General features: G+C 35.2%; 14 protein-coding genes and 1 pseudogene. 9 read left to right on the forward strand and 6 right to left on the reverse strand.

Annotation, left to right across the window (positions count from 1 at the left end; genetic code table 11):
• Positions 1-9 precede the first annotated feature (9 nt).
• From CC204_RS19360 to CC204_RS19385, 6 genes are all read right to left on the reverse strand, one after another.
• Positions 10-510 carry a hypothetical protein gene (locus CC204_RS19360; protein WP_088271791.1) on the reverse strand — a complete coding sequence of 167 codons (501 nt, stop codon included), beginning with the start codon at positions 508-510 and terminating at the stop codon, positions 10-12.
• A gap of 99 nt (positions 511-609) precedes the next feature.
• On the reverse strand, positions 610-963 hold the full coding sequence (locus CC204_RS21860; protein ID WP_227011277.1) for a JAB domain-containing protein: 354 nt from the start codon (positions 961-963) through the stop codon (positions 610-612).
• Between the two features lies 1 nt (position 964).
• A complete protein-coding gene (locus tag CC204_RS19370) occupies positions 965-1,414 on the reverse strand; it encodes a hypothetical protein (protein WP_088271793.1) in 450 nt (149 codons plus the stop codon).
• A complete protein-coding gene (locus tag CC204_RS19375; RefSeq protein WP_088271794.1) occupies positions 1,407-1,784 on the reverse strand; it encodes a hypothetical protein in 378 nt (125 codons plus the stop codon). Before CC204_RS19375 ends, CC204_RS19370 begins: the two co-directional genes overlap by 8 nt.
• Before the next feature lie 3 nt (positions 1,785-1,787).
• Positions 1,788-2,243, reverse strand: coding sequence for a hypothetical protein (locus CC204_RS19380; RefSeq protein ID WP_227011274.1), 456 nt, complete (start codon positions 2,241-2,243; stop codon positions 1,788-1,790).
• 492 nt (positions 2,244-2,735) lie between these two features.
• Positions 2,736-2,930, reverse strand: coding sequence for a hypothetical protein (locus CC204_RS19385; protein ID WP_088271795.1), 195 nt, complete (start codon positions 2,928-2,930; stop codon positions 2,736-2,738).
• A 132-nt stretch (positions 2,931-3,062) separates the two neighbouring features.
• Between CC204_RS19385 and CC204_RS19390 the strand changes: the two genes are divergently transcribed.
• From CC204_RS19390 to CC204_RS19415, 9 genes and pseudogenes are all read left to right on the forward strand, one after another.
• Complete coding sequence (locus tag CC204_RS19390; protein WP_088271796.1) at positions 3,063-3,251, forward strand: hypothetical protein; 189 nt, start codon at positions 3,063-3,065, stop codon at positions 3,249-3,251.
• A 49-nt stretch (positions 3,252-3,300) separates the two neighbouring features.
• Complete coding sequence (locus CC204_RS19395; RefSeq protein ID WP_088271797.1) at positions 3,301-3,528, forward strand: hypothetical protein; 228 nt, start codon at positions 3,301-3,303, stop codon at positions 3,526-3,528.
• A gap of 71 nt (positions 3,529-3,599) precedes the next feature.
• Entirely contained in the window at positions 3,600-4,082 is a 483-nt protein-coding gene (locus CC204_RS21605; RefSeq protein ID WP_227011275.1) for a hypothetical protein, read from the forward strand.
• Positions 4,083-4,089: 7 nt separating this feature from the next.
• On the forward strand, positions 4,090-4,329 hold the full coding sequence (locus CC204_RS21610) for an HNH endonuclease signature motif containing protein (RefSeq protein ID WP_236923177.1): 240 nt from the start codon (positions 4,090-4,092) through the stop codon (positions 4,327-4,329).
• Between the two features lie 266 nt (positions 4,330-4,595).
• Positions 4,596-4,724, forward strand: a complete 129-nt coding sequence (locus tag CC204_RS21735; RefSeq protein WP_257790123.1) for a hypothetical protein — start codon at positions 4,596-4,598, stop codon at positions 4,722-4,724.
• Positions 4,712-4,783, forward strand: a pseudogene (locus CC204_RS21865) (hypothetical protein); the annotation flags it as partial. The gene CC204_RS21735 and the pseudogene CC204_RS21865, both read left to right, overlap by 13 nt.
• A 156-nt stretch (positions 4,784-4,939) precedes the next feature.
• Entirely contained in the window at positions 4,940-5,218 is a 279-nt protein-coding gene (locus CC204_RS21260; protein ID WP_157894331.1) for a hypothetical protein, read from the forward strand.
• Between the two features lie 31 nt (positions 5,219-5,249).
• Positions 5,250-5,519: a hypothetical protein gene (locus tag CC204_RS19410; protein WP_088271799.1), complete on the forward strand. Its 270-nt coding sequence runs from the start codon at positions 5,250-5,252 to the stop codon at positions 5,517-5,519.
• A 67-nt stretch (positions 5,520-5,586) separates the two neighbouring features.
• Complete coding sequence (locus CC204_RS19415) at positions 5,587-5,976, forward strand: hypothetical protein (RefSeq protein ID WP_088271800.1); 390 nt, start codon at positions 5,587-5,589, stop codon at positions 5,974-5,976.
• Positions 5,977-6,055: the final 79 nt, after the last annotated feature.

Raw genomic sequence — 6,055 nt, forward strand, 5'->3', positions numbered from 1 at the left:
ATTTCTCCTTTAATGATAATCTTTGATGATTTCCACAGTGTAGTAAACTTTCTTTTCTTTTTCTAAAGTGTTAATGAGTTCCCAAGTCAATTCAGAGTTGTAATTTTCTTGTGGTATGTCAGTTTCTGAATAGAGTTTGAAGTCGTCACGTTCAACAAATAGTAAGCAAAGAGAATCTGTATTCGTTTGGTCAATATATTTGATATAGGGAAAACAAAGGGGTGCTTTAATAAAATTTGAAACAAAATTATTACAGAGATATTCAATTATTTCATGATAGTCATTCAAATTCGCTTCTGTGGGAGAGAACTCGTCTGATTCAATGAGTTCGAAATCATAAGAATCTTCATTATCATACGGCTCTTTTTTTCCAAAGTTCATTTCAAAGTATTCAGCAGTTTCACTTTCTTTGTATTTGTAAGCAAAAACTTGAAGTTCATGTTTATCTGTATGAACGCTAGCAATATCTTCACCAATAAAAAATGATTGGGGGTTCCAATTAGTCTCCATTCCTTTTTTATAGTGAAGTCTTCAAATGTAAATGTTTTTTCCATGATATTCTCCTATTCATATTTTTATTTGGGGAAGGAATCACTTGTGAGAGGCGCTTCAACAGCGCCTTTCACGAATAATGAAATCAAGTACGTTTATGTCTACACAACCGCATATTTCTTTTAGGCTTTGGGCAAAAGCAATGTCAATAGGAGTTAGTTGCTTAATTGGTTCTGAACGATATTGAACAACTAGTAACTGCTCTGCCTGATGTCGCAAGGCAATGTTTAAAATCAATTTTTTTACAGATAATTGATGTTCTAGCTTTCCAGTGTAAATGATGTCAGAAGAAAGAATTTGATTGGAATTCGATAATGTAACTAAAACTACGCTGTAAGGTCTGATTTTTGGTGAAAATCTAGAGTCAATTTCATGCAAAATTTGTAGAACGTCAGACGAGGGAACATTCATTTTAGGATTCGCTATTGTACTCAAAGTGACGTTTCATATCCCTTCTTTTTTCAAGTTCTAATTGGCTTTCTGCGTGGTTAACAAAATAACCAACGTCTTCCATGCAAGAAAAATTTTTCTCAAATAGTTCGAGAACATTTTTTTCATGCGCATTATTGGAAAGGAAAGACACAACGTCTTCTTTTTGAATGCGATAAAGAGTGTTTTCTTGTTCTGTGTTTAATAGTTCAGCTTCTTTTAGGAGGCGTAGGTAATAGTCAGGTATCTCATTTCGAATCATTTCGTCAGTCTCGTCTAAGATTTCTTCAAAAGGGATATCTGTTGCGTTAATAAGCATTTCTACAGTAGTATCAGTGTGCCCAAAATAAAGATAGACTAAAGTGCTAGCACTGTTAACATTGATGACAAACTCCCAACCTCCGTTTAATAGTAAGACCAGAGAATCACTCATGGATTTCACCTCCTTCAATAAGAGCGTGGCATTTTCTTTCTCCAAATAATTTACGAATAATTTCAAAAATTTCGTCCTGACTTTTTCCTTTAAAAGATGATTCTGAAATCTTTTTCCAAGAATCAGTCGTGTGAATGATTTGGCTATCCTGATGCTCGTAAGTTCCGAATAATAAGAAATAGGAAAGTTTATCCTCGTCATATCTAGTGACAAAGCAGAGTTCATGTGTTGAATCATAGACACGTAATAGGGTCATTTCTTTAGAAACGAGTTGGATATTCCAGTTGTTTTTAGCAAGTTGGAAGTACTCGTCTGAAAATGCTACTTCCATTAGTCCAATTAGATATTGTTGTTGGTTTGATTTTGTCATTTTCTATTCTCCTTTTAATCCGTTTTTTTCGAATTTTTGAAACTGTGCTAGGACTTCAATGTCCATAATCTTTGGTTTTTTCTGTTTAATAAAGTCATTCCAAACCATTTCAATTGCTTGATGTTCAGAAGGTTTGATAGTACTAGGATTGATTTTTAAATCAAGGCATAAGATCGCTTGGAAAAACCATTTTGGATTTTGAACTTGTAAATCTTTAAGCATAGAATAATAGGTGTTTAAGAGGTTGAGTTCGACACTAGATTCCATAAGCTCAACGATCGTTTTCGATAGGTGTTGTTCATAGTGTTTTTTTGGAACTTTGGTTTCTTCGTAAAGGTAAGTTAAGTCTGAAATAGCTTGAGCCATTTTAGATTGGGGGTAATTTTGAAAACTGGTCATAATAGGTATTAGGCATATGAAGACTCCTCCTGTGCGCCTGAAATGAGTCACTTCAGACATGTTTTATTTTTTGTTTGATTTGACCGGCAAATACCATAGGAGAAACGATTTGCAAGGGCGTACAGCTGCACCAATTTCAATTGGCTGCAGGTGTAGGTGTATCTTCCCTTGCAAATGTAAGTGAAGCCTATGGTATAGGCAACGAAGTTGCCGAAAAAGGTCGAACAAAAAATAAACACTGTCTGTGGTTTAAGAGGGGCCCCGATTAGCGTAGCTAAGTGGGGTGGTAGACGTCGTAGACGGCTGCCATTATAAAAAAGCGTTCGTTTGTGAGCCACAAACGATGAATGATATCAAGATAGCGAAGCGTCAAAGGAAGAGAGCGAAGGCGAAGCGGATCGAGCGAACGACTGTACCTTGAAAGCAGTCAAGCTACAGCATGAGCCCTGGGCGAATGCTAACCAAAAAAAGGCCAAACAAGAGAGTTTTCTTGTTTGGCCTTTCTAAATGATTAATTGATCATTGGCATACAAAAACGCGATCCTACAAGAACTATTTCTTGGTATTATCGCGTTCTAATCTTTCTTTTACTAATTCCTGAATAAATAAAAAATCTTCGTCTGTGGCAATATTGATAAAGCTTTTAGCAGCTGATTTTTTATTTCTGTACTGTCTGCCTTCAGGATTGTTCTGATCGTACTTTTTATTTGCTCTTCGTTTTGCTTCGCTAGTTTTATATTCTGTCATAATACCGCCTTCCTTCGAATTTAGTATATCATAGATAGAAAGAAAAAACAGTATATACTTGCAAAATCTCTTTACAATACAAGTATATACTGGGTATAATATAGAGTATAAGATGATGAGAGGAAGATGTTTATGGATCACGAATTAAGAGAAGAACTTGAACAATGGGAAACACAATTTCATGAGCACACAGAGAACTTGGAAATGGACCTAAAGGAGATTGAGGACTTTGCAGATCAAGATATTTTAGATAGCTTGACGGATTCTCAAAAACAGTTATTGAAGAAAAATCTTGTTCATTTCATAAAGCAAGTAGCATAGAAAGGGGATCAGCTTTGATCCTCTTTGAAAAATATTTGGAGGTAAAAATATGGTAAAAAATAAATTAATTGATTTGAATAACCATTTGTTTGAACAGCTTGAAAGATTGAATGATGATGGGCTCACAGGAGAGCAACTAGATGAAGAAATCAAGAGAGCTCAGGCAATGAAAGGAATAGCTGGCCAAATCATTAATAATGCAAATACAGCGATTCGAGCGAAGGAAGTTTTTTCAGAGCACCGAATTGAAAAAGATATTCCTGAGATGTTGGAGTGATTTTATGCGATATACGAAAGAACAGGGTGAGTATGTAAGAGAAATTGCATTAGGAAGGTACAACTCAGAAATTGCCAGCATTGTTCAATGCAAAATTTGGTACAAATGTCACAGCTGAAGAGATCAGGAGATACAAATCTAATCACAAGATCAGAAGTAACGTGCCAACGAATAAGAAAGGTCTGAGTCGGGGATTATTTACCGAAGAGCAAAAAGATTTTATAAGAGCTAACGCAGCCAAGCGATCTAATAAAGAACTTACTGATTTATTGAATAAGACGTTCGGATCGACTTTTATTACTTCTCAAGTGAAAGCATGGAAAAATAGAAATCATATCGATAGTGGATTAAATGGGTACTTTGAGAAAGGACACGTTCCTATCAACAAAGGGACAAAGGGAATGTTCAATGTGGGCGGAAATAGTGGTTCTTTTAAGAAAGGTGAGACGCCTCTAAATTATAAGCCTGTGGGATCTGAAAGAATTGATCGTGGATGGTTACTGTCTTGTGAAGGTTCAGGATCATGGGACATGGCCAGAAAGATGGCGGCATAAGCACAAAGTGATTTGGGAAAAAGAGAATGGCCCAATCCCTGCTGGACATGTATTAATGTTTTCTGATGGTAACAAAGAAAATATTCGACTCGATAATCTATTGTTGATCACTCAAAATCAGTTACTACAGATGAACCGCAATGGTTGGATAGGTGAAGACCGTGAGATCACTGAGACTGGACTTCTATTGGCGGATCTAGTTAGTCGGTTAGCAGAAAAAAAGAGAAGCAGAAAAAAAGAAAAGTAAAGGAGAGATACTAATGAGGTGGTTAATAGTTGTTTATCCATATAATTCTCGGCTTAGTCAGCATTATTATGTACGATGCAAGCATTGGCCGCAGCGAAGAGACATATCTAAATTAGAAGAATACTTTTGTGGGGGAAATAGATGTAAGACGGGCCTGAAGCTCGTCTTATTTTCATTAAAAAAACCAGTATATACTTGAATATTAACTTTACAATACAAGTATATGCTGGTATAATTAGGATATAAGAAAAGAGGGGGAAATGATAATGAAGAGTAAAGAAAGATTGGTAACTATAGGTGAAATTGCTAAAAGAGCAAAAGAAATGGGGATTCTAGTATTCGATGTTTTTTCGTTGGTGATGGACTTAAACTTGCGGATGATGTGTTTGATCTAAACCTTGAAGAATTGAAAATCGCAGATGCTCAAAATTTTTCTCACGATATTATGGGGATTCAGAATCACATTGACAGGAAGAATAAGTCATTTTCTAACAATTTTTTACCCGCGTTTCTCAAGATAGGATCATTAGAAAGAGACCTATTGAAAGCCTGTAAATACAGGCTTTCGTATTGTTTTAAGGTTGACTTAGAAAAGAGAAGGGAAAATGATATGAAAAAGGAAACTGAAAATACTAATGAGGTCACTAAAGAGATGTTGAATATGTTCAGAAGTATAATCCCAGGCTGTATGGTTGTTGAAGTTCATTATCTACAACGTGACAAATTAACTGGAGATTTTGGTTTTTGGATCTCAGCAGGGTTTCATTACATTCCTTCCGAAAAAGTCATTGCCACTTTAAAGAAAAAAGGCAATTGGGCAATTGGCGAAAGAAGATGCTGCCGGATGTGTAAGGAGATATGCATTAAAACAAGTAGTACAGTAGATTAAATCTCAGGGGATCTGGAAAGGAATAGATGTTATGGAAGTAGTTGAAAATTGTTTAGATAGCACTGTAATTCTTCTTTGCCCTGAAAATATGGGACAAAGAAGAGTCACCATAAAGGTTTTAAATGAAAACAAAGTTCAAACTTTCGTTGAAAGAATGGAATCTAATTTTATAGCTGAAGCTAGAACAAACTGGAAATCAGGTTTCAAATTTGAAAAAAGTTCAAGTTTATCGATGATAAAAAGTATTTCAGATCCTGATTTATTTTTCGAGATACGTGTTATTGATAATTTTGATTTTTGACTGAAGGTGCTATTGAGGATTTATATTAACGAAGGTTTTAAAATATCGAATGAAAGAAGGACATTTCATGAAAAGAAAAGAATTGATTTTAGAAACGGGTCAAGCGAATAGTTTAGAAGAGCTCTATCAGTTGATCGATAAATATGAAAAGCTAAAAGAAAATCCTATTACTGATCAAAACTATAAGATGGATTTCACTGCAAAAACAGTTTCAATTGATTTTCTTGATAAGGAATTTAAAAAGGGCGAGATTGTCGTAGAACATTTGAACAATAGTATCGGTATTACTAAGATAACTTTTTTAGGCCAAGATCCTTGTCGCGAAAGAGGTCAAATGTTAGTTGAAACAGGACGACTCTTAGACAACTCTCCAGAGTCTAGCGAAACAGAATTTTATTGGATCTATAAGATCAAAGATTTATGTGTTGATTACAAAATTTATATAGGGGGGTATTGAGGGTAGGGTATTATAAACGGTTGGCTTTGAGAAAGATATAGGGAAGGAATGAAGGGATTAATTCCCCTCTAAAGACGGT

It is taken from the genome of Enterococcus wangshanyuanii (genome assembly GCF_002197645.1).
Classification (GTDB): domain Bacteria; phylum Bacillota; class Bacilli; order Lactobacillales; family Enterococcaceae; genus Enterococcus_L; species Enterococcus_L wangshanyuanii.